This is a genomic window from Streptomyces sp. NBC_01426 (assembly GCF_036231985.1).
Taxonomy (GTDB): domain Bacteria; phylum Actinomycetota; class Actinomycetes; order Streptomycetales; family Streptomycetaceae; genus Streptomyces.
This window is the reverse complement of record NZ_CP109500.1, coordinates 6,712,010-6,732,345: the sequence shown is the minus strand read 5'-3', so window position 1 is coordinate 6,732,345 and position 20,336 is coordinate 6,712,010. Positions and strand designations below refer to the sequence as shown.

Below are 20,336 nucleotides of genomic sequence, written 5' to 3'. Positions count from 1 at the left end.
GCGCCTCAGGCCCGGCCGGCGATGCGGTTGATGCGGTCGATGGCGCGTTCGAAGCCGCGGGTGAGGTCGTCGAAGACGGCCTGGACACTGCGTTCCGAGTTCATCCGGCCGACGATCTGGCCGACGGGCGTGCCCAGCAGCGGCTGGACCTCGTACTTCTGGATGCGGGACACGGCCTCGGCGACGAGGAGTCCCTGGAGGGGCATGGGCAGTGCTCCGGGGCCGTCCGGGTCGTCCCAGGCGTCGGTCCACTCGGTGCGCAGTTGGCGGGCGGGCTTGCCCGTGAGGGCGCGGGAGCGGACGGTGTCGCCGGATTCGGCCGCCAGCAACTTCTCGGTGAGGGCGCGGGAGTGCAGGTCGGCCTCGGTCGTGGTGAGCCAGAGCGAACCCAGCCAGGCGCCCTGGGCGCCGAGGGCGAGGCCGGCGGCGATCTGTTCGCCGCTGCCGATGCCTCCGGCGGCGAGGACGGGGAGCGGAGCGACGGCGTCGACGATGTCGGGGACCAGGACCATGGTGGCGATGTCGCCGGTGTGCCCGCCGGCCTCGTAGCCCTGGGCGACGACGATGTCGATGCCCGCTTCGGCGTGCCGGCGTGCGTGTTTGGCGCTGCCGGCGAGGGCGGCGACGAGGACGCCGTGGTCGTGGGCGCGCTCGATGACGTCGGCCGGCGGGGATCCGAGCGCGTTCGCGAGGAGTTTGATCGGGTAGTCGAAGGCGACGTCGAGCTGGTTGCGGGCGACCTGTTCCATCCAGCCGGTGATGCGCCAGCCGGAGGCCTCGCCTTCGGCGAGTTCGGGTACGTGGTGCTTGGCGAGGGTGTCGCGGACGAAGGCCCGGTGTCCGGCGGGGATCATCGCCTCGATGTCGGCCTCGCTGATGCCGTCGACGGCCTTCCTGGCCGGCATGACCACGTCGAGGCCGTAGGGCCTTCCGTCGGTGTGCTCCTGCATCCAGTCGAGGTCGCGCTTGAGGTCGTCGGGAGCGGTGTAGCGGACCGCGCCGAGTACCCCGAAGCCGCCCGCCCGGGTGATGGCCGCGGCCACCGCCGGGAAGGGCGTGAAGCCGAAGATGGCGTGCTCGGCTCCCAGTTTCCTGCTCAGCTCCGTCTCCATGGGCGTGAGGATGCCGCAGCCTGGCGGACGAGGGAAGAGATTTTCTGATGCTGTGTCAGATTCTTTGCGGGGCGGTCCGTGCGGGGGGTGCGCGGCGGGCGGGCAGATACTTCGTGAGGGTGCGACGGCGGACAGGAGGACCGGTCATGAACGAGCCCACGGGGGCGGTCGGCGGTGGTGGCACGAGCGTCGCGGAGGACGACGCGGGCGGGGGCGGCGGCAGGAGCGGGGGCGCGAGTGGGAGCGGCGGGGGTGGCGGCGCGAGCGGGGTCGCGCGCGAGAGCAGTGGCGCGAGGGGATGCGGGAGCGGCGGCGCGAGTGCGGGCGGCGGGCCGAGTCGGCGGCGCCTGGGTGCCCGCCTCCTCGCCCTCGGCGGGGTGCTCGTCCTCCAGGCGGCGCTGCCCGGGGCCGCGGGGGCCCACGGGAACCCGGTCGAACGGCGCGCCCTCCAGGGCCTGCGGCTGCGCTACGGGTCCGCCCGTCAGGCCGGACTGCTGGAGAGGCACCTCGAAGGAGTGGCGGACGAGGCGCGCAGGTTCCTGGGCCCCTCCCCCGAACATCCGTACTACGCGGGGGCGGTGGTCCTCGCCGGTCGCGGCCGGACCGTGGCGCTGCACCGGGCCATGGGCGACGCGGTCCGGTACGCGGACTACGACGGGCGCCTCGACCGGGTCAGGGAGTACCCGGCGGCCGAGCGGGTCCCGATGGCGGAGGACACGGTCTTCGACCTGGCCTCGCTGACGAAGCTGTTCACCTCGCTGCTGGCCGTGCAGCAGATGGAGCGCGGCCGGCTGGAGCTGGAGGCCCCGGTGGACCGGTACCTGCCGGAGTTCACCGGCGGGGGCAAGGAACTGGTCACGGTCCGTCAGTTGTTGACGCACACCTCGGGACTGCGGTCCTGGGCGCCCTTCTACCAGGAGTCCACGCGTGAGGGCCGGCTGCGACTGCTGTGGTCGGTGCGGCCACAGGACACGCCCGGGACGGTGTACCGCTACTCCGACCTGAACCTCATCGCGCTGCAACTGCTCCTGGAACGGATCACCGGTCGCACTCTGGATGTCCTGCTCCACGACGAGATCACCGCTCCGCTCGGGATGCACCGCACTCGTTACAACCCACCGCTCTCGTGGCGCCGCGTCACCGCCGCCACCGAGATCCAGCGGCCGCCCTGGTCGGGGCTGGACCGGGGGCTGGTGTGGGGCGAGGTCCACGACGAGAACGCGTACGCCCTCGGCGGGGTCGCCGGTCACGCGGGCGTCTTCGGGACCGCCTGGGACCTGGCCGTCCTGGCCCGCACCCTGCTCGACGGCGGGGTCTACGCGGGTCGGCGCATCCTGCGCCCCGCCTCCGTGGAACTGCTGTTCACCGACTACAACACCGCGTTCCCCGGCCACGACCACGGCTTGGGCTTCGAGCTCTACCAGCACTGGTACATGGGGGCCATGGCCACCCCGCACTCCGCCGGCCACACCGGGTTCACCGGCACGTCCCTGGTGCTGGACCCGTCCACCGACTCCTTCCTGATCCTGCTCGGGAACTCCGTCCACCCGGTGCGGACCTGGCGGGCCGGGAGCGCGCCCCGGGTCGCGGTCGGCAACCGGTTCGCCCGCGCCGTGCCCGTCCGTACCCGGCACGGCGGCGCGGCCTGGTTCTCGGGGAACACCCCGGGCGCGTCGGGCACCCTCACCCTGCCCCCGCTCACCCCGACCACGGCCTCCGCCCGGCTGCGCTGCGCGGTGTGGTGGGACACCGTGCCCGGCGAGGGCGCCTTCCATCTGGAGGCCTCGGCGGACGGGCAGAGCTGGGAGCCGGTGGCGTTCAGCACCCTGCGGTCCACCGGTGGCGCCGCCGAGCAGTGGCCCCGGGGCGCCGCCGGCGGGTGGTCGGGCCGTGTCTGGCACCGCCTGGAGGCCCCTTTGACTGCCTGGGCCGGCCGCGAGGTCCGGCTGCGCGTGCGCCACGAGGCGACCGGCCGCTACGTCGGCCGGGGGGTGTACGTGGACGTCGTCCGGGTCGCCGAACCCGCCCGCCTGCTCTTCGCCGAGGACCGCCCCGACGACGCCGGCCGCATCGAGGCCGAGGGGTGGACGCGTTCGACCGACTGACCGTGCCGGGCCGGCGCGGGCCGCCGCCCTGCCGGGATGGTCCGCCGCCGCGCCCCGGGCGGGCCGTCCGGCAGGCGGGGCGCGAGCGGATCAGGCGAGTACCGCGTCGATCATCCGGCGTGCCACGGCGGTCAGTTCGGCGGTATCGGGGGCCGGTCGGGAGCGGGCCATCGCCCCGACCAGCCGGTCGTACAGCAGCCCGTCGGTCCAGGCGACGAGCAGTTCCGCGGACTCCTCGGGCCGGCGCGCCCCGAGCGCCGCGAGGATGCCCGCCGCGCGGGCCCGCGCGCCGAGTCCGGCGCGGTGGAACTCGCTCTCCAGCTCCGGGTTGCGGGCCGCTTCCAGGCTGAGTTCGAAGCGGGCGAGCTGGCGTGCGCGGCCGGTGGTGAGCCAGCGATGCAGCAGTGCGGCGAGAGCCGCCGCGACGGTGTCCCGGTCCGGGCGGCCCGGGAGGGCGGGGGCGGCCCCGCCGTCGAAGTCGGCGAGGTCCAGCTCGGCGAGGCGCGCGTAGCAGGCGCCGATCAGCGCGGTCCGCGTGCGGAAGTAGTACGAGGTGCTGCCCGCCGGAAGCCCGGCCGCGCCATCGACGGCGCGGTGGGTCAGGCCGCGCAGGCCGCCGTCGGCGACGAGGGCGATCGCGGTGTCGGCGATGAGGGTCCTGCGGTCGGTCGCGCGTTCGGGGGTGGACATGGCCTCACTCTACAGCTGTAGAGTGGGGGCATTCCTCTACACCTGTAGAGGGCTCGGTACGGAGAGGTGTGCCATGACGGACAGCGGGCGTCACGTGGTCGTGGCGGGTGCGGGCATCGGCGGGCTGACCGCGGCGGTGGCCCTGCACCGCAAGGGATGGCGGGTGACGGTCTGCGAGCGCGCCCCGGGGCCGTCCGCCGTCGGCGCCGGGATCGTCCTGGCACCCAACGCCCTGCGCGCCCTCGACGTCATCGGCTTCGACGCGGGGCGGGCCGCGGGCCGGACCGTCGCCGCGGCGATGGGCGTGCGCCGGCCCGACGGAAGCTGGCTGAGTCGCGCCGACACCGCCGCGATGGCGGCCCGGTACGGGCGCCCCCCGCTCGCCGTGCACCGCCGGTCCCTCACGGCGGCCCTGGCCGCCGCCCTCCCCGCCGGCACGATCCGGTACGGGACCGCCGTCACCTCCGTGGAGCAGCCCGACGGAAACGCGGCGCGGGTCGGGTACGAACGCCCCGTGGTGCGGACCGCCGGCAGGGCGGAGCTGCCCGCCGACCTCGTCGTCGCGGCCGACGGCATCCACAGCCCGCTGCGCCGCCGGTACTTCCCGCACCATCCCGGGTTGCGGTACAGCGGGGAAACCGCGTGGCGCACCGTGTTGGCGGCGGCGCCCGACGGCGTGCGCCCCGTCGCGGACGCCGTGGCGGCCGAGACCTGGGGGCGCGGCGAGCGCTTCGGCACGGTCCCGCTCGCCGACGGCCGGGTCTACGTCTACGCCACCGCCGTGGTCCCCGAGGGCCGGCGGCCGACGGACGTCCGCGCGGAACTCCTGCGCCGCTTTGGCACCTGGCACGACCCGATCCCGGCGCTGCTGGAACGGATCGACCCGGCGGCCGTGCTCCGGCACGACCTGTACGACCTGGCCGCCCCGCTCCCCCGCCACCACCTGGGCCGCCTGGTCTGGATCGGCGACGCCGCGCACGCCATGACGCCCAACCTCGGCCAGGGCGGCTGCCAGGCGATCGAGGACGCGGTGGTGCTCGCCCACCTGTTGGACGGGCCGGACGTCACGGCCGCCCTCGCCGCCTACGACGCGGCCCGCGGCGCCCGTACCGATGTCCTTCGGGTGCGGGCCCGTCGCGCGGGACGGATCGCCGCGCTCACCCACCCGCTCGCGGTGGCGGCACGCGACCTCGCCGTGCGCGCCACTCCGGCCCGCGTGGCCCGGCGGGCGCTGGACGACCTGTTCGACGGGTTCACCCTGCCGGAGCTTCCGGCCCCTGCGCGTGCCCCGTTCGCGGCATAAAAGCGTGCCCCGGGCCGTTGGCAGTCGTTGTTGAGGTTCGATCACCGTTCGACACCGAAGGCAGGACAGCCCCCATGAGCGACATCGACTGGGACCACCCCAACGACCCCAAGCCCGGCTGGCAGCTGGACCACGTCAAGCAGTACGTGGCCTCCCGCGGCGCCGAGGGCCGGTTCTGGAACGGCACCCAGACCCTCCTGCTCACCACCGTCGGCCGGGTCTCCGGCGATCCGGTGCGCACGCCGCTCATCTACGGCGAGGACGCGGGGCGTTACCTCGTCGTCGCGTCCAAGGGCGGCGACACCGCGCACCCGCTCTGGTACCGGAACCTGACCGCCCACCCCGAGGTGCGGATCCAGGTCGGCCCGAAGATCGTCCAGGGCATCGCGCGCACCGCGACGCCCGAGGAACGCGCCGGGTTCTGGCCGCTGATGGTCGGGCACTGGCCCGCCTACGACGAGTACCAGGCCAAGACGGACCGGGAGATCCCGATCGTGGTCATCGAGCCCGTCGCCCCGTAGCGGGGGTCAGCGTCCCAGCACGGCCATCGCCGCGTTGTGGCCGGGGACCCCGCTGACCCCACCGCCGCGCACCGCGCCCGCCCCGCACAGCAGCACGTTGGCGTACTCGGTCTCCACGCCCCACCGCCCCGCCTCGCGGCCATCCTCGTACGGCCAGGACAGGTCGCGGTGGAAGATGTGACCGCCGGGCAGGCGCAGTTCGCGTTCCAGGTCGAGCGGGGTCTTGGCCTCGATGCAGGGCCGGCCGTCCGCGTCGAGGGCCAGGCATTCGGTGAGCGGCTCGGCCAGGTGCGCGTCGAGTTGCGCGAGGGTGCCGGCCAGCAGCACCTCGCGCGTGCCCCGGTTGTCCTTCTCGAACAGCCGGGCCGGGGTGTGCAGGCCGAAGAGGGTGAGGGTCTGGTAACCCTGCTCCACGAGGTCCCGCCCCAGGATCGTGGGATCGGTCAGCGAGTGGCAGTAGATCTCCGAGGGCGGTACGGAGGGCAGTTCGCCGGTGGCGGCCTCGGCGTAGGCCCGGCCGAGCTGCTCGTACCCCTCGGCGATGTGGAAGGTTCCCCCGAAGGCCTCGCGCGGGTCCACCGACGCGTCGCGCAGCCGGGGCAGCCGGCTCAGCAGCATGTTGGCCTTGAGCTGGGCGCCTTCCGCCGGCGCCTCGACCGGGGGCCGGCCCAGCAGTTCCGCCAGCGCCCGCGGCGAGGCGTTGACGAGCACGGTCGCCGCGGCGACGGCTCCCTCCGACGTCACGGTCCGGTACCTCACCTCGGCCGACCCGGCGCCGTCGGTGTCGATCCGCAGGGCCTCGTGGCCGGTGGCGATCTCGGCGCCGGCCGTCAGCGCGGCCTCGGCCAGGGCGTCGGTGAGCGCGCCCATGCCGCCGACGGGCACGTCCCAGTCGCCGGTCCCGCCGCCGATGACGTGGTAGAGGAAGCAGCGGTTCTGCGCGAGCGAGGGGTCGTGGGCGTCCGCGAAGGTACCGATCAGTCCGTCGGTCAGCACCACGCCCCGCACGAGGTCGTCGGTGAAGTTCCGCTCGACCGCGACGCCCAACGGCTCCTCGAACAGCATCCGCCACGCGGCGTCGTCACCGACCCGGGCGCGCAGTTCCTCCCGGGTGGGGAGCGGCTCGGTCAGGGTCGGGAACACCGTGCGGGCGACCTCCGCCGTGGTCCCGTAGAACGCGCGCCAGTTGTCGTACTCCCGGTCCGAGCCGGTCAACCGCGCGAAGGACTCCCGGGTACGGGCCTCGCCGCCGCCGACGAGCAGTCCGCCCGGCCGGCCGGCGCGCTCGACCGGTGTGTACGAGGAGATCGTGCGGCGTCGGACCTCGAAGCGCAGCCCCAGCTCGCGCACGATCTTCTCCGGAAGCAGGGAGACGAGGTAGGAGTAGCGCGAGAGTCTGGCGTCCACGCCCGCGAAGGGGCGCGTGGAGACGGCGGCACCGCCGATGTGTCCGAGGCGTTCCAGGACCAGTACGGACTTGCCCGCGCGGGCCAGGTAGGCGGCGGCCACCAGGCCGTTGTGCCCGCCACCCACGATCACCGCGTCGTACACGGCCCGCCGTGGGCCCTGCCCGATGCGCTGCCCGTCGCCCTGTCCGTCGCCCTGTCGGAAGCCCGCGGAGGTGGTCATGGTTCTTGGTAGCACACCTGGCCGAGCCGCTCCAGACAGTGTGCCTCGTCGGCGTGGGCGAGCGCGGTGTCGGGGTGTTCGTCGCCCAAGGACCGTTCGCGGATGCCGGAGAGTTCCCGGTAGATGGGCAGCGCCTCGTCCCATCGACCCAGCCGGCCCAGCCCGACGGCGAGTTCCCGCCGGCTCACCAGCGTGTCGGGATGCTCGGGGCCGAGGCTCTCCGCGCGCGCCCCGCCCACCTCGCGGGCCTCGGCCACCGCCTCGTCCCAGCGTTCCAGCCGGCCCAGGTTGACGCCGAGGACGTGCCGGGCGCGCAGGGTCTCGGGGTCGACCGCCCCGTAGGCGCGGGTGCGGTCGCGGACCAGGGTCCGCAGCAGTTCGACGGCGTCCGCGGGGCGTCCGGTGCGGCCCAGCGCGATGGCGACCTCGTAGCGGGCGGCGAGGGCGTCGGGGTGGTCGCGGCCGAGGACGCGTTCGCGTACCGCGGCGACCTGCCGGAACGCGGCCAACGCGTCCTCCCAGCGGTCGAGGCGGCCCAGGGCGTAGGCGACCTCGTAGCGGGTGAGGAGCGTGTCGGCGTGCTCGGCTCCCAGGACCTCCGCGCGGTCGGCGGCGACCTCGGCGGCGATCCGGTGGGCGTCCGCGTACCGGCCGAGGGCGCCCATGGCGCAGGCCAGGTTGTGGCGGCAGCGCAGGGTGTCGGGGTGGCGCGGGCCCATGGTGCGGGCCCGGGCGGCGAGCACCGCGCCGTAGACCTCGTACGCCTCGCGGTGACGTCCGAGCCGGCCCAGTTCGTACGCCTCCTCCTGGCGGGCGGCGAGGGTGTCGGGGTGGTCGGGGCCGAGCGCGCGGGCCCGGCCGCGGGCGACGGTCGCGTACGCGGCGAGCGCCTCCTCGGGCCGGCCGGCGCGGCTGAGGGTGAACGCGCGGGTGTGTCCGGCGGCCAGTGCGTCGGGGTGGTCGGGGTCGCCCGGCTCGGGTGACGGGGCGCGCGGGAGCCCGTAGGCGGCGGTGAGCCGCGGGTCCGCGGCGGCGTCGGGCCGCACGATCGGCCGGGTCCCGTCGGCGCGGATCGCCGTCCAGGAGCCGGTGAGCACGGCCCACTCCCCGCTCGCGCGGCGGGCGTCGAGGCCGGCCTTGCGCCCGGCGGTCATCCCCGCGGCCCACGCGGGCAGCGGGGCCGGGGCGCCCACCGTCCCACCGGGGCCCAGCCGGGCCTCGACGAGCAGGCGGTGCAGGTGGCGGGCGTCGCCGGGCCGGTCCTCGGGACGCTTGGCGAGCAGGTCGAGGACCAGCCGCTCGAAGTGTTCGGGCAGCTCGGGGCGGTGCTCGCGCAGCGGGACGGGGAGGGTGTCGCGGTGTCCGACCAGCACGGACCAGGAGTCGCCGAGGTCGAAGGGCGGGGCGCCGGTGGCGATCTCGTACAGGACGCAGCCGAGGGAGTAGAGGTCGCTGCTGTGGTCGACCTCGCCGCCCGCGATCTGCTCGGGCGACATGTAGTGCGGGGTTCCCATGGCCATGCCGCCGCCGGTCAGCTTGGCCGTGAAGCCGATGTCGTGGGCGAGGCGGGCGATGCCGAAGTCGCAGATCTTCACCGTGCCGTCGGTGAGGCGCATGATGTTGGCGGGCTTCAGGTCACGGTGGACCACGCCCTGGTCGTGGGTGTAGCCGAGGGCCGCGGCCATCTGTTCCGCGACGTCGAGGACCACGTCGACGGGGAGCGGACGCGCCTCGTTGTCCTCCAGCAGTTGGCTGAGGTTGCGCCCCTCCAGGAGTTCCATGACGAGGTAGAGGGGGCCGCCGGCGGCGCTGTCGTCGCCGAAGTCGTGGACGACCGTCACGCCGCGGTGCTGGAGGGAGGCCGCCACCCGCGCCTCGCGGCGGAAGCGCTCGCGCAGCACCTGGGTGAAGTGGCCGTCCTGCTCGGGCCCCGGGGGCTTGAGGCACTTGACCGCGACCTGCCGCCCCAGCGACTCGTCCCGGGCCCGCCAGACCTCGCCCATGCCGCCGCGACCGATCAGGTCGAGCGACCGGTACCGGCCCTGGATCAGTCTGGACTCCGCCATGTCTTGAAGCCGCCCCCGTGTGTCGTGCTACGCCCTCCCCGGCCGGTCCAGTATGGCCGCTGACATACGCAGTGTGTACGCCGAGGGGCGGGTATCGGGGCCCATGCGACGCATCGCTTTCAAGATGTGACCTGGTGGGAGTTGCCAACGCAGACCTGCGGGAATGCCGCGCAGGACGCGTCCTGTGAGACGCAGGTTACGGGTGACGACTCGTGGGGCCGGGGCGGGTCTGCCGTACAGCCGGTGCGCGTATCCGGGGAGCGATCCGTAGGCGAGCCCGGCCAGGGGGCGCCACAGCAGGTTTCGGCCAGGCACGAGGAGGGGATGGACGGGCGGGCCCCGCAGGAAGTCGTCCACGGCCCGCGCGTCGGGGCCGGCCGCGAGTTCCGGCCGGATCCGTTCGAAGTAGGCCGCGAGGGCGCTGGTGTCGGCGGGGACCTCGGCGGGGTCCAGCCCGACGAGGCGGGCGTTGACGCGGTTCTCGTCCACGTACCGGTCGGCCTGGTCGGCGGTGAGGGGAAGGCCCGAGCGGCGCAGGACGTGCAGGAAGCTGTCGATCTGCGCGCAGTGCACCCACAGCAGCAGCCCCGGGTCGTCCACGGGGACCCGCGCGCCGGTGGCGGGGTCCGTGGCGGACAGTTTCCGGTGGATCCCGCGCACCCGGGCGCCGGCGTGCTCCGCGGCCTCGGTGGTCCCGTAGGTGAGGGTGCCGACGAAGTCGGCGGTGCGCAGCAGCCGGCCCCACGCGTCCCGCCGGAAGTCGCTGTTCTCCATGACCCCGCGGACCGCGAGCGGGTGCAGGGCCTGGAGGTACAGTGCGCGGACCCCGGCGATCCACATCATCGGGTCCCCGTGGCACTGCCAGGTGACGGATCCGGGGCCGTACAGCCCGGGATCGGGTGCGCCGCTCGTCGCCATCTCGACACCTCCGCCGCTCGTCGTGCGCGAGAGTCTCCTCGTGGAACGTCCGTCCGCATCATAGGACGCGGCCCCGCCGGGGGCTCAGCCCGCGAGCGGGTACAAGACCCCCCGCCGCCCCTCCGGCGACGTCAGCCAGTCCAGTTTCTCCGCCGTGGCCGCCTCCGGCAGCGGGGTGTGCAGGACGATCCCCAGGTCGGGGCGGGCCGGAACGCGCAGTTGGGTCGACTCGAAGAAGAGCGCGCCCACGACGGGGTGCTCGATCTCCTTGCGGAGCAGTCCGCCGGGCCGGATGTCCCGCCGCTCCCACAGCTCGGTGAACTCCGGGCTGGCCTCCTTGGCCTCCTCCACGACCGAGCGGAACCCCTCGTCGTCGGGGCACTCCGAGCACGCCGCCCGGAACTGGGCGACGACGTGGCAGGCGACTTCCTCCCAGTGCTTGGAACGGGCCCGGTAGAGGGGGTCGGTGAAGAAGGCGATCAGGCAGTTCTGCACGATCTCCGGGCGCATGCCGAGCACGAGGGCGGCCGCGTCGTTGTACATCACGGTGTTCCAGTAGACGTCCATGATGTGCGCGGGGAACGGCATCCACGCGTCGATCAACCGCTTCAGCCCGTGGCACATGTCCCGGTCGGCCGCCGCCACTTCGAGCACGGGCGGATTGAGCCCGGCCAGCACGTACAGGTGCCGGCGTTCGGCGCTGGTCAGCCTGAGGACCCGGGCCACCGCGTCGAGGACCTGGGGGGAGACGGTGATGTCACGGCCCTGCTCCAGCCACTGGTACCAGGAGACCCCGACCCCGGCGAGGACGGCGACCTCCTCCCTGCGCAGCCCGGGGGTGCGGCGGCGGGCCCCGCCGTCCGGCAGTCCGGCCACCGCCGGGGTGATCCGGGCCCGCCGGCTCATCAGGAACTCGCGCAGCTCGGAACGGCGGTGCTGGTCGAACGGTGTGGCCACGGACTCCCCCTGTCGGCACCCTGGTGGTGCCACCAACAGGATAAGTTCCCACTCTCCACGGGCATTCCCGGGCGGCGAGGGTGTGGTCATGGCAATCGACACACACACCACGCTCACCGGGCCGCAGTCGGCCGCCGAGGGGGGCGACCGGCTCACCGGCCGGGCCAGACTCGTCCTCTTCGTCCTGTGCGCCGCCCAGTTCATGGTGGCGCTCGACTTCTCCGTGCTGAACGTCGCCCTGCCGGTCCTCGGCAAGGACCTGGGCCTGAGCCCGTCCGCCCTGCAGTGGGCGGTCACCGCGTTCGCGCTTCCCTCCGGGGGCTTCCTGCTGCTCTTCGGCCGGATCGCCGACCTGCACGGACGCAAGAGGCTCTTCCTCACCGGGCTCGCGCTCTTCGGCGCCGCCTCGCTGCTCACCACCCTCGCCTGGGACCCGGCGTCCTTCCTGACCGGCCGCGTGCTCCAGGGCCTCGGCGCGGCGGTCATCGTGCCGACGGGCATGTCCCTGCTGACGACGACCTTCCCCGAGGGCCCGCTGCGCGACAAGGCGCTCGGCATCTCCGGCACCCTGCTCTCGCTCGGCTTCACGGTCGGCATGGTGCTCGGCGGCGTCATGACGGACACGTTGGGCTGGCGGTCCACGATGGGGCTGCTCGCCGCGGCGTCGGTCGTCGTCCTCGCCGTCGCCCCGCGCCTGCTGCCCGAGTCCCGCACTCCCGAGCGGCCGCGCCTGGACGTGCCGGGGGCGGTCACGGTCACCGGCGGGCTGCTCGCCCTGATCTACGCCCTGTCCACGGCCGCCCAGCGTGGTTTCCACGGCGCGGACGTCTGGGTGACGCTGATCGCCGGTCCGCTCCTGCTCGTCGCCTTCGTCGTGGTGGAGTCCAGGTCCGCCGCCCCGCTCGTCTCCCTGCCGATGCTCAAGCGGCGCACGGTGGCCTGGGGCAACCTCGGCGGGCTGGTGACCTTCTCGATGATGTCCACGGTCGTCTTCGTTCTGACCCTGTACCTCCAGGAGACCCTGCACCTGTCGGCGTTCCTGACGGGTCTGGTGTTCGGGGTCCAGGGCCTCGCGTCGGTGGTCGCCGGCTCGTACGCGCCCCGGGTCATCGGACGGTTCGGCGCCCGACGCACGCTGGTCGCCTCGCTGTTCGGGCAGGGCGTGTTCACCGCGGCGCTGCTCGCCGTGGGCACGGGTTCGGGCGCGCTGTTGGCGACCGTTGCCGTATCGCTGGCCAGCATGTGCCACCTCGGCGCGATCATCTCGTACGGGGTCACCGTGACGAGCGGGGTGCGCGACGCGGAACAGGGCCTGGCCACCGGCCTGGTCACCACCACCCAGCAGGTCGGGATCACCATCGGGATCCCGCTGCTCGGCGTCCTCGCCACCACCGGTCCCTCGCTCTTCGACGGAACCCGTCTGGTGCTCGCGGTCGACGCGGCGATCGTCATCGCGGCGGCGGTTCTGGCGGCGCTGGGTCTGGGCCTGGGCACGAAGGCCGCCCGCGCCTCGGCTCTGCCGGGTCCGGCCGGTCCCGCCGCGTGAACCACGCCGGGCGGAGTCGGAGGGCGGCCCGGCGGGCCGCCCCTTCCGGCTCTCCTCGATCGCGGGCGGGCGGGGGCCGTGACCGGGATCTCCGCGGGACCGCCGCCGAACCGGACGCGGTTCTCCACCCGTTCCCGGCCGCGCGGCGGTCCGTGCCGTCGGCACGGGCCGGCTTGGCTCAATCACCCGGGTAAGGCTAACCTTACTTCGACCGTTCCGCCGGGGGTCCGCGACGATCCGGCGTCCTGGACTCCGTCCGGACGCCCCCAGACCGCGCACGGCGGAACCGAGGAAGGAACACCTTGACCACGGCCACGCTGCCCGCCGCCGCGCCGTCGCCCCGCGCCATCGCCACCCGGCGCCGCGACGCCCCCGACTTCTCCGTACGACCGGCGCACCGGGACGAAGGCCCCGAACTCGCCGCCCTCTCGTGGCCGTTCGTCCGCGCGGGGGCGCTGCGCGAGCGCCCCCTCTCCCTCTACCTCTCCCGGGCGTCCGACTTCCTCGTCGCCCAAGCCCCCGACGGGAGCCTCGAAGGCTGCCTCGCGCTGCGCGAACACTCCGCCGCCGGCGTGTTGTACAACTTCTGCGTCGCGGGCCACCGGCAGGGCACGGGCATGGGTGCCCGCCTGCTGCACGCGGCGTTCGCCGCGGCGCGCGCCCGCTCGATGGCGACGCTGTTCACGGCGACGACGGGCAGTGGCCGCCTCTTCCTGCGCCACGGATTCGTCCCGACCAGCCCGAGCCTGGCGCCGACCGCCTGGGCGCGGTCCCTGGACCCCGAACGCAACGCGCACGTCCTGTCCCGCGCCCTGTAGGCGCCCGCGAGATCCGCAGCCGGTACGGGACTTGGCGGCTGCCGGGCCGGGCGACGGCATACGGACGGTTCCGGAGGTGGCGGCGTCGAGGCGTGGGGGCCGGGATCGGCACCCGCGCGGTGCGGTTCGAGGCGACGGTCCGGGCATGCGTCTCCTGGCGTGGATGCCGGGCGCAGTGCCTGGAGTTGCACCTTCCGTAGCGGCATGTGGTCCGGTGGACTCGTGTCCCGCCCCACCGAGGAAGGCCCCGCTCATGCATTCGTCCTTCATCCCGCCGCGCCAGGTGAAGATCGGTGACGCGGCGGCCTTCGTCGGCACCACACCGCGGGCGATCCGTCACTACCATGAGATCGGTCTGCTCCCCGAGCCCGAGCGGGGCGGTGACGACCGCCGCCGCTACGGCTACGACGACATGATCCGGCTCCTGTGGATCCGCAAGATGGCCGACGCCGGGGTCGCCCTGGACGACATCCGTGACGCCTTCGCCGACACGGCTTCCGCAGGTGCCGCCGGCGACCACGGCATCGCGCGCATCCTGGAGCGGCTGGAGGACACCCTCGTCGCCCAGGAGGCAGAGCTGCGGCGGCAGCGAACCGCCGTGCGGCGCATGCGCGTCGAAGGCAGCAGGGTCGGCCTGCTCTCCGACTTCGTCACCGGCCGCCTCAAGAGCCTGCCCGAGGGCTCCCTGCGCCAGGCGGACCTGGACAGCCTGCTGGTCACCGAGCGGATGTTCGGCCCGCTCGGTGCGGCCGTCCAGGCCACCCGTTTCATCGCCCTGGCCACCCACCCGGAACTGCGGGAGGAATCCGACCGTGTGGATGCCGCCGAGGAGGCACTCGACGACACGATCGACGTCGATGACCCCCGCGTGTCCCGGGTGGCTGCCGAACGGCACTCCTTCGAAACGGTGCTGCAAGCCGTCATCGAGGATTCCGGCCTGGCGCGGAGCGACGATGCGCTCTTCGACTCCTGGGACGCCTTGCACCCCGACCCCGACCCCGACCCCGCCACCGCTACCGCTGATGAGGACGAGGACGAGGCCGGCCACGGCCCGGGCAGGGGGCAGGGGTCCATGAGCGCATTCGAAGCCATCGCCAAGATGCCCTACGACTTCTCCCCGGCCCGCCTGCGCTGCATGGAACTGGCCGAGGAACTCACCGCCCGGGAGTCACCCGCTTCCGGGGACGGGCCCTAGTCGGACGGCGTGACGGTTGTCAGGTGCCGGTGGATGCCGGGTGGTCGTGGTCGTACGCGGCGTCGAGGATCGCGGGCAGTGCCGCCACCAGGGCATCGGCCTGCTCCTCGGGCAGGGTCAGGGCGGGCGCGAGCCGTACGACGTCCGGTCCGGCCGCGTTCACGAGGAACCCGGCGTCCTGTGCGGCCCGTTGGACCCGCGCGGCGACCGGCCGGTCGAGAGCGATGCCCAAGAGCAGCCCGGCGCCTCGCACTTCTCGGACCAGCGGGTGGGCGAGTGCCTCGATGCCGCTCCCGAGCCGCTCCCCCACCCGTACGGCATGGGCGAGCAGCCCCTCCTTCTCGATGGTGTCCAGGACGGCGAGTCCGGCGGCGCAGGAGATCGGGTTGCCGCCGAAGGTGGACCCGTGCTGACCGGGGGTCAGCAGCTCGGCGGCGGCGCCGAAGGCGATCGTGGCGCCGATGGGCAGACCACCGCCCAGGCCCTTCGCCAGGGTGATCACGTCGGGCTCCGCTCCCGGCTCGGCCTGGTGCGCGAACCAGTGGCCGGTGCGGCCGATCCCGGTCTGCACCTCGTCCAGGACGAGCAGGCTGCCCGTGGCCCGGGTGATCTCGCGGGCGGCCCGCAGGTACCCCTCGGGCGGGATGACGACTCCGGCCTCGCCCTGCACCGGTTCGAGGAAGACGGCCGCGGTGCGCTCCGTGACGGCCGCGCGGAGCGCCGCCGTGTCGCCGTGGCGGACGTGCGTGACCTCGGCGGGCAGGGGCAGGAACGGGTCCCGCTTGGACGGCTGGCCGGTGAGCGCCAACGCGCCCATGGTGCGCCCGTGGAACCCTCCCTCCGTCGCGACCACGTGCGTGCGACCGGTCCTGCGGGCGATCTTGAAGGCGGCTTCGACCGCCTCGGCGCCCGAGTTCGCGAAGAACACCCGGCCCGGCCTGCCCAGCAGGGCCAGCAGCCGTTCCGCCAGGGCGACGGGCGGTTGCGAGACGAACAGGTTCGACACGTGGCCGAGGCGTTCGACCTGGTCCCGGACGGCCGAGACCAGGGCCGGGTGGGCGTGTCCGAGGGCGTTGACGGCGATTCCGCCGGTGAAGTCCGTGTAGGCACGGCCGTCTTCGTCCCACACCGTGCTGCCCTCACCCCTGACGAGGGCCAGCGGGGGCGTGCCGTAGGTGTCCATCATCACCGCGCTCCAGCGGGCGGTGAGCCGGGTCGTGCCGTCGGCGGTCACGCGCCGTCCTCCTTGCCGCCGGACCCCTCGGGCCCGGGTCCGTCGTCCGGCACCACCGTGGTGCCGGGTCCTTCCTCCGTGAAGACACCGCGCAGCAGTGCGTGGGGCACCCGGCCGTCGATGACGCGCGCCTTGGCGACGCCGTTGCGTACGGCGCGCAGGCAGCCCTCCATCTTCGGGAGCATGCCGCTCGCGAGTTCGGGCAGCAGTGCGTCCAGTTCACCGGCCGTCAGGCGATCTATCACCTCGGCGCTGTGTGGCCAGTCCGCGTACAGTCCCTCGACGTCGGTCATCATCACCAGCCGCTCGGCCCCGAGGGCCACGGCCAGGGCCGACGCCGCCAGGTCGGCGTTGACGTTGTAGACCTGACCGTCCTCGCCGCGCGCGACGGGTGACACCACGGGGATGCGGCCCTGCTCCAGCAGCGCGCCTATCGTCGCGGCGTCCACGGCCACCACGTCGCCGACCAGGCCGATGTCCACCGACCGGCCGTCCACCCAGGCCGGACGCCGCACGGCGGTCATGGTGTGCGCGTCCTCGCCGGACATGCCCACGGCGAACGGCCCGTGGGCGTTGATGGCCCCGACGAGTTCGCGCTGGACCTGGCCCGTGAGCACCATGCGCACGACGTCCATCGTCTCCGGTGTGGTCACCCGCAGCCCCGCCTCGAAACGCACCTCCAGACCGAGCCGGTCGAGCAGTGCGCTGATCTGGGGTCCGCCGCCGTGCACGACGACGGGCCGCAGGCCCGCGTGCCACAGCTCCACCACGTCCTGGGCGAACGTGCGGTGCAGGGAGGGATCGATCATGGCGTTGCCGCCGAACTTGACGACCACCGTCCGGCCCTGGAGCTCCTCCAGCCACGGGAGGTCCGGGGAGACCGACAGGGCGGCCGGTGTCTTCATCTCCGTCATCTCGGCCCCGTTCACGAGCTGTAGGCGCTGTTCTCGTGGACGTACTCGGCCGTCAGGTCGTTGGTCCAGATGGTGGCGCGGGAGTCACCGGAGCGCAGGTCGACGGTGACGGTGATCCGGCGGTCGGACAGGTCGACCTTGTCGCGCGGCTCGCCCTCGGATCCGTCCCGGCACACCCAGACACCGTTGATCGCCACGTCCAACAGGTCCGGGTCGAAGCGGGCCGACGTGGTGCCGATCGCGGACAGCACCCGGCCCCAGTTGGGGTCCTCGCCGTGCAGCGCGCATTTGAGGAGGTTGTTCCGGGCGATGGAGCGGCCCACCTCCACGGCGTCCGCCTCCGAGGCCGCGCCGACGACCTCGACCTCGATCTCCTTCGAGGCGCCCTCGGCGTCCGCCACCAACTGGCGTGCCAGGTCCTGGCACACGGCGTGGACGGCAGCGGTGAGGTCGGCGGGGTCGGGCGTGACACGCGAGGCGCCCGAGGCGAGCAGCAGCACGGTGTCGTTGGTGGACATGCAGCCGTCCGAGTCCACCCGGTCGAAGGTGGTGCGCACCGCCTCGCGCAGCGCCGAGTCGAGTACGTCCGCGCTCACGTCGGCATCCGTGGTCAGGACGACCAGCATGGTGGCGAGGCCGGGGGCGAGCATGCCGGCGCCCTTCGCCATGCCGCCGACCGTCCAGTCGGCGCCGGCGGCGACCGCCGTCTTGTGGACGGAGTCGGTCGTCTTGATGGCGACGGCGGCCTCTTCGCCCCCTTCGGGGGACAGTCGTTCGGCGGCCGCGGCGATGCCGTCCGTCACCCGGTCCATCGGCAGTCGGATGCCGATCAGGCCGGTGGAACACACCGCCACCTCGCCCGGGACCGCGTCCACGGCCCGGGCCGTGCGCTCGGCCATCTCCCGGGCGTCCTCGGTGCCGCCGGGTCCCGTACAGGCGTTCGCACCCCCGGAGTTGAGGACGACGGCGGAGAGCCGCCCGTCGGCGAGCGCGTGGCGGGACCAGCGCACGGGCGCGGCCTGCACACGGTTCGAGGTGAAGACACCAGCGGCGGCGCGCGACGGTCCCCGGTTCACCACAAGGGCCAGGTCCGGATCACCGGATTCCTTGATGCCGGCGGTCACTCCGCTGGCGAGGAATCCCTGTGCGGCGGTCACGCTCACGGAGCCACTCCAATTGTGGGCAGGCCCAGCCGTGTCGGCAGGCCGAGGGCAATGTCATGGTGCGCACCGCGCCACCGGCGGTGCCTCGTCGGGTTGTCGATGGCGCACGGCCGTTCAGCTCGCTTAGCTTAGCCTAACCTAATATGGAAGGATCCGACCCTTCGGGCGGAGGGCAGCGCGCTGCGGTCGGCCGATGGCGAGGCGGGGCCGGCGACCCGCATCCGAGGGCGGCGCACCGGCGATCGCGGGGCTGCGAGGCGGGCGATCGACCCGGAGGGTCAACCGGGCGTCCGGCGCGGTGTGGTCGATCCGCCACCGCGAGGCCCTCCGACGGGCAGGGCGGGAACGGGCGGTGGGCCCGGCCCGGCGGAGCGGCGTCCGCCGGGTGGGCCGCATCGCGCCGCGAAGCCGGCCCGCCCCGGCGAGGAGGCCACCTCGACCCGGCGGCGCGGGCCGGCTCCGGGCGGTTGCGGTCAGGCGTCGACGGCCGCCGCGAGGGACCGGGGGCGGAGGTCGGTCCAACGGGACTCGATGAACTCCAGGCACGCGTCGCGGGTGGTCTCCTCAAGGGCGATCACCCACCCTCCGGGCGCCTCGGCGAAGGAAGGCCAGAGGGAGTGCTGGCCCTCGTCGTTCACCAGGACCTGGAAGCGGCCTTCGGCGTCGTCGAACGGGTTGGTGCTCATGGTGGGGTTCCTCCTGGAGCCCGATGGGACCGACGGTTGCCGTCGGGGCGTGTGGCGCGCAGCCCGGCGGCGGGCGCCGTGCCCGCGGGGAGAATCGGTCGAGAGTAAGCAGAGCTTGACTTAGGTTAGGCTCGCCTAATTCTAACCTTAACGTTTCCCCTTCCCCCTCACAAGGAGGCACCGATGGGTGCACGCGAACGGGTCCGCGCCGAGGACGGCGCGGGCCGATTCTCCGGTGGCCCCCTCCGGACGGTACGCGGCCGCACGGGAGTTCGGTCATGACGGAGCTCTTCCACGGTTCCCCCGTCGCCCCGGAGGCTCCCTTCGCCGCGTTCGGTCTGCACGACGCGCCCGGCACGGACGCGTTCTGGGCGGCCGCGACGCCCGCGTCCGCGCCGTTCGGCGAGGGCGGTTGGGTCACCCTGTTCCTGTGGCGCGGCGGCCCCGCGGTCGTCGAGTTCGAGAGCTGGTCGCAGCCGGTGCCGTTGATCCGGTGGCGCGACACCGACTGCTGGTACGCCGAGGTCCCGATGCCCGCGCGACTCCGGGTCACCTACCAGTTCCTCGCCGGTGACGCGTCGTACGCCGATCCGTTCAACCCGGTCGGCGCCGGCGGTGACCGGTCCATCGTCGCCACCCCGGACGCTCCCCCGCAGCCGCACTGGCCGGCCGTCGACGCCGCCGACGTGCTGCCCCTGCCCCGCACCCGGATCCGGTGGGCCGGCGGACTCCTCGGCGGGCGGCGCACCGTGCGGGTCCACCCGTCGGGCGGCGGCGGACCGGTGGTCCTGCTGCTCGACGGCGACGACTGGCTGCACCTGCACCCGGCCATGACCGCGTTCGACGCGGCCGTCGCCGCTGGCGACATGCCCCCGGTCACGCTGGTCTTCGTACCGGCCAAGGACCGGCAGGCCGAGTTCGGGTGCAGGCCGCAACTGTGGGAGGCGGTACGGGACGAACTGCTGCCCCTGGTGGCGGAGTGCGGTGTACCCGCCGACCTGGACCGGTTGGTGGTCGCCGGGCAGAGCCTCGGCGGGCTGAGCGCGATGTACGCGGCGACCGAGTTCCCGGAACTGGTGTCCCGCGTCGCCTGCCAGTCGGGGTCGTTCTGGTGGACGCCGGAGGCCTCGGACCTGCCGGACCCCCTGGGCGGCCCGATCGGCGGCACCATCGCCGCGCGCCTGCGCGAACGCCCCGCACCGCCCGGGCTGCGGATCGCCTTCGACCTGGGAGAGCACGAGACGCGCATGCGTCCCCACTGCGAGCTGGTCGAGACCCTGACGGAACGGTCCGGTGCGACCGTGCGGGTGTCGCGCTCGGCGGCGGGCCACGACCGGGCGGGCTGGCGGCAGGCCATGCTCAGGGATGTCGCCTGGGCGCTGGCCTGACGACCGAAAGGGGCCCGGGGGCCCGGCGCGATCGCCGGGCCCCCGGGCCCCTTTCGGTCAACGGTCCACCGGATCACCGGGTCCGGGTCAC

General features: G+C 73.9%; 17 protein-coding genes. 7 read left to right on the top strand and 10 right to left on the bottom strand.

Annotated features, from left to right (window positions below):
- Positions 1-5: 5 nt before the first annotated feature.
- The gene (locus tag OG906_RS30030) at positions 6-1,112 is read right to left on the bottom strand and encodes an NAD(P)H-dependent flavin oxidoreductase (protein WP_329447226.1); all 1,107 of its coding nucleotides are present in this window, start codon (positions 1,110-1,112) and stop codon (positions 6-8) included.
- A 146-nt stretch (positions 1,113-1,258) separates the two neighbouring features.
- Here OG906_RS30030 and OG906_RS30025 point away from each other — a divergent pair, with 146 nt between their 5' ends.
- Positions 1,259-3,217, top strand: a complete 1,959-nt coding sequence (locus OG906_RS30025) for a serine hydrolase domain-containing protein (protein ID WP_329447225.1) — start codon at positions 1,259-1,261, stop codon at positions 3,215-3,217.
- Between the two features lie 90 nt (positions 3,218-3,307).
- Here OG906_RS30025 and OG906_RS30020 read toward each other — a convergent pair whose 3' ends face one another.
- Positions 3,308-3,907 (bottom strand): TetR/AcrR family transcriptional regulator, encoded by a 600-nt coding sequence (locus OG906_RS30020; RefSeq protein ID WP_329447224.1) that lies wholly within the window; start codon positions 3,905-3,907, stop codon positions 3,308-3,310.
- 73 nt (positions 3,908-3,980) lie between these two features.
- Between OG906_RS30020 and OG906_RS30015 the strand changes: the two genes are divergently transcribed.
- Positions 3,981-5,210, top strand: coding sequence for an FAD-dependent monooxygenase (locus OG906_RS30015; protein WP_329447223.1), 1,230 nt, complete (start codon positions 3,981-3,983; stop codon positions 5,208-5,210).
- Positions 5,211-5,284: 74 nt separating this feature from the next.
- The gene (locus tag OG906_RS30010; protein ID WP_267796391.1) at positions 5,285-5,731 is read left to right on the top strand and encodes a nitroreductase family deazaflavin-dependent oxidoreductase; all 447 of its coding nucleotides are present in this window, start codon (positions 5,285-5,287) and stop codon (positions 5,729-5,731) included.
- A gap of 6 nt (positions 5,732-5,737) precedes the next feature.
- On the opposite strand, the gene OG906_RS30005 is transcribed toward OG906_RS30010, so the two are convergent.
- From OG906_RS30005 to OG906_RS29990, 4 genes are all read right to left on the bottom strand, one after another.
- Positions 5,738-7,360 carry a phytoene desaturase family protein gene (locus tag OG906_RS30005; RefSeq protein ID WP_329447222.1) on the bottom strand — a complete coding sequence of 541 codons (1,623 nt, stop codon included), beginning with the start codon at positions 7,358-7,360 and terminating at the stop codon, positions 5,738-5,740.
- Complete coding sequence (locus OG906_RS30000) at positions 7,357-9,426, bottom strand: serine/threonine-protein kinase (RefSeq protein WP_329447221.1); 2,070 nt, start codon at positions 9,424-9,426, stop codon at positions 7,357-7,359. The genes OG906_RS30005 and OG906_RS30000 overlap by 4 nt, the downstream gene beginning before the upstream one ends.
- A 27-nt stretch (positions 9,427-9,453) precedes the next feature.
- Positions 9,454-10,344, bottom strand: coding sequence for an oxygenase MpaB family protein (locus OG906_RS29995; RefSeq protein ID WP_329447220.1), 891 nt, complete (start codon positions 10,342-10,344; stop codon positions 9,454-9,456).
- 84 nt (positions 10,345-10,428) lie between these two features.
- On the bottom strand, positions 10,429-11,250 hold the full coding sequence (locus OG906_RS29990) for a helix-turn-helix transcriptional regulator (RefSeq protein WP_329448175.1): 822 nt from the start codon (positions 11,248-11,250) through the stop codon (positions 10,429-10,431).
- A 139-nt stretch (positions 11,251-11,389) separates the two neighbouring features.
- Here OG906_RS29990 and OG906_RS29985 point away from each other — a divergent pair, with 139 nt between their 5' ends.
- The 3 genes from OG906_RS29985 (at position 11,390) to OG906_RS29975 (ending at position 14,860) form a co-directional block, all read left to right on the top strand.
- Positions 11,390-12,847, top strand: a complete 1,458-nt coding sequence (locus OG906_RS29985; RefSeq protein WP_329447219.1) for an MFS transporter — start codon at positions 11,390-11,392, stop codon at positions 12,845-12,847.
- Between the two features lie 302 nt (positions 12,848-13,149).
- Positions 13,150-13,665, top strand: a complete 516-nt coding sequence (locus tag OG906_RS29980; protein WP_329447218.1) for a GNAT family N-acetyltransferase — start codon at positions 13,150-13,152, stop codon at positions 13,663-13,665.
- A 253-nt stretch (positions 13,666-13,918) separates the two neighbouring features.
- Positions 13,919-14,860, top strand: coding sequence for a MerR family transcriptional regulator (locus OG906_RS29975; RefSeq protein ID WP_329447217.1), 942 nt, complete (start codon positions 13,919-13,921; stop codon positions 14,858-14,860).
- A gap of 19 nt (positions 14,861-14,879) precedes the next feature.
- Here the strand turns inward: OG906_RS29975 and OG906_RS29970 are convergent, their stop codons facing one another.
- The 4 genes from OG906_RS29970 to OG906_RS29955 form a co-directional block, all read right to left on the bottom strand.
- Positions 14,880-16,046 (bottom strand): acetylornithine transaminase, encoded by a 1,167-nt coding sequence (locus tag OG906_RS29970; protein WP_443067473.1) that lies wholly within the window; start codon positions 16,044-16,046, stop codon positions 14,880-14,882.
- A gap of 44 nt (positions 16,047-16,090) precedes the next feature.
- Positions 16,091-16,999: an acetylglutamate kinase gene (gene argB, locus OG906_RS29965; protein WP_392895856.1), complete on the bottom strand. Its 909-nt coding sequence runs from the start codon at positions 16,997-16,999 to the stop codon at positions 16,091-16,093.
- Between the two features lie 20 nt (positions 17,000-17,019).
- On the bottom strand, positions 17,020-18,171 hold the full coding sequence (gene argJ, locus OG906_RS29960) for a bifunctional glutamate N-acetyltransferase/amino-acid acetyltransferase ArgJ (protein WP_329447214.1): 1,152 nt from the start codon (positions 18,169-18,171) through the stop codon (positions 17,020-17,022).
- Between the two features lie 473 nt (positions 18,172-18,644).
- The gene (locus tag OG906_RS29955; RefSeq protein ID WP_267796382.1) at positions 18,645-18,857 is read right to left on the bottom strand and encodes an MbtH family protein; all 213 of its coding nucleotides are present in this window, start codon (positions 18,855-18,857) and stop codon (positions 18,645-18,647) included.
- Between the two features lie 278 nt (positions 18,858-19,135).
- Between OG906_RS29955 and OG906_RS29950 the strand changes: the two genes are divergently transcribed.
- A complete protein-coding gene (locus tag OG906_RS29950; protein WP_329447213.1) occupies positions 19,136-20,245 on the top strand; it encodes an alpha/beta hydrolase-fold protein in 1,110 nt (369 codons plus the stop codon).
- Positions 20,246-20,336: the final 91 nt, after the last annotated feature.